The organism is Microcystis sp. LEGE 00066 (assembly GCF_015207925.1).
Classification (GTDB): Bacteria; Cyanobacteriota; Cyanobacteriia; order Cyanobacteriales; family Microcystaceae; genus Microcystis; species Microcystis ichthyoblabe_A.
In genome coordinates, this window is sequence record NZ_JADEVX010000332.1 from 1 (window position 1) to 1,903 (window position 1,903).

General features: G+C 44.3%; 2 protein-coding genes and 1 pseudogene. 2 read left to right on the forward strand and 1 reads right to left on the reverse strand.

Annotation, left to right across the window (positions count from 1 at the left end; translation table 11 throughout):
- Positions 1–123: 123 nt before the first annotated feature.
- Positions 124–732: pseudogene (locus IQ224_RS23220) on the forward strand (Bax inhibitor-1 family protein); the annotation flags it as partial.
- An 88-nt stretch (positions 733–820) separates the two neighbouring features.
- Complete coding sequence (locus IQ224_RS23225; protein WP_002742489.1) at positions 821–991, forward strand: high light inducible protein; 171 nt, start codon at positions 821–823, stop codon at positions 989–991.
- Between the two features lie 51 nt (positions 992–1,042).
- Here IQ224_RS23225 and IQ224_RS23230 read toward each other — a convergent pair whose 3' ends face one another.
- On the reverse strand, positions 1,043–1,663 hold the full coding sequence (locus IQ224_RS23230; protein WP_002742491.1) for a hypothetical protein: 621 nt from the start codon (positions 1,661–1,663) through the stop codon (positions 1,043–1,045).
- Positions 1,664–1,903: the final 240 nt, after the last annotated feature.

The window sequence follows — 1,903 nt, forward strand, 5'->3', positions numbered from 1 at the left end:
TACTTAATTTGTCCAGCCAACTGTTTTTTTGGGTGATCGCCTCTCCTCAAAAATAGTTACTTTGTACTATATGCCCATGCCAAAATCGGGGTTAATGCTCTATTTATTTCAAAATGAGAATTGCTGGGAACCTATGGCGGTTTAGGTGTGATCCAATCCTATCCCCAGATTTTCTTCCCGACTTTCTTTGTCGCTCTGATTGCTGAGATTATTTTATTTTTCGTCGCCCGTAATACTGCGGAAAAAGGCAATACAGGCACTGCTCTGCCCCTACTGACTCTCTATAGCCTTCTTTCTGGCTATACTCTCAGTGGAATCGTCTATGTGGCCCTAGGTACTTCCGGTGTTGGTTTGCGAGGAGTGGCAATTGCTGCCCTCGGTTGCGGCATCGCTTTTGTCTTGGGACGCAATATCGGCTCGAATCTGTCGGAAAAAGATGGTTTAGCGCTGACTCAAACCGTTAGCATCGGTATTTTCGCTCTCTTTATTGTTCTCATTGGTCAGCTAATTTTCTCTATCTTTGGTGGCGGTACTCCCACCTGGTTAGAAATCGCTATTTCTGGCATCGGGGTTTTCTTGTTTGCTGGTTCGGCAGTGGTGGACTTTTACATCTTGCCCCGTACCTACAGAGATGAGCAGTATCTCAGTGCTGCTTTATCGATGTATTTGACCTATATCAACCTATTTATCTTTATTCTGCGCCTTTTAATCGCTCTTAACGGTCGAGATTAGGGCAAATAGGGAGGAGTTAGAAATTAGTTACAACCTAACTTCTAACTCCGCTAGAATAGTAAAGAAATGTAAAGGGCCTGTAAAGATCATGACTGAACCACAACCGACTCAAACCCCCAAATTAGAAGACCCCAAATTTGGCTTTAATGACTATGCCGAGCGCCTCAACGGTAGAGCCGCTATGATTGGTTTTGTGATCACCCTGTTGATCGAGTATCTCACTGGCCAAGGTCTGTTATCTTGGTTAGGGTTACAGTAGTTTTTTAGGCTTTTTTAGGCATTCTAGGGGAAATACAGCCTTGAATGCTAGTTAACGCATACAAGCTTCATGATTTTCCCCGTAGAATCCTTGTAAAACCGAATCACCTCGCTGTTGTGGTGTGCCGTGGGAGTTATTGGGAGCTTCAAAATCGCCCACTTCCGAGGCCGCTTCCGCTAGGAGTTTTCCTGCCATTATATAATCCTGTTTGGATAAACTTCTTGCTTCGGTAAGTAACCAGGAAAGGGTATCTCCCGCTAGACAATCGGCCTGTAATTCAATGCCAATGCTCATTCCACCTTCATCGATGCCACCGATACCCCGATTCCACTGAACAGCGTGAGCAGCCTCGTGAGCGACGGCGTAAAGGGGAAATAGGGGATTATCACTAATGCGAGTAACTTGCTGGAGATTGACGTAAACTGTATTATCTACAGTGCAGAAAGCCGCTAGGGAAATTACACCGCAGGGAGTGGTTATCGGGCCATCACTTAACAAATACTTAAAATTGATCTGGTGTAATTGAGCCGTATATTCAATTACCGCTTCTAGGGCATCCGTAATATCGTCTGCTTGCGCTCTCTGGGCTAGAGGGGATAAAATCAAGAGGGAACTACAGGAAACAGCAGATATCAGGGATAATAAACGTTTACGGCCAGAGTTAGGTTTCATGATACCAACAAAGTCGGGAGTGAGGAAAAAGTTTAATTGATCTGAATTAGCCTACCGCCACGATCACAATTCTAAAGGCTATATCTAAGACTTCCAGAGAAAATACAGAATTTACGCAGCTTTTGATCGAAGTTTACAGAATTTCTGGTCAAGGTTTAGGAAATTAATTTGGCACGACTACTTAGGGTTTGCTGAAAAAGTTTTTCGTTGGGGTAGGGTGTAGGGTGTAGGGTGTGGGGT

Coding starts and splice junctions, on each gene's coding strand:
- IQ224_RS23230 (WP_002742491.1), bottom strand. CDS start 1,663: ATGAAACCTAACTCTGGCCGTAAACGTTTATTATCCCTGATATCTGCT.
- IQ224_RS23225 (WP_002742489.1), top strand. CDS start 821: ATGACTGAACCACAACCGACTCAAACCCCCAAATTAGAAGACCCCAAA.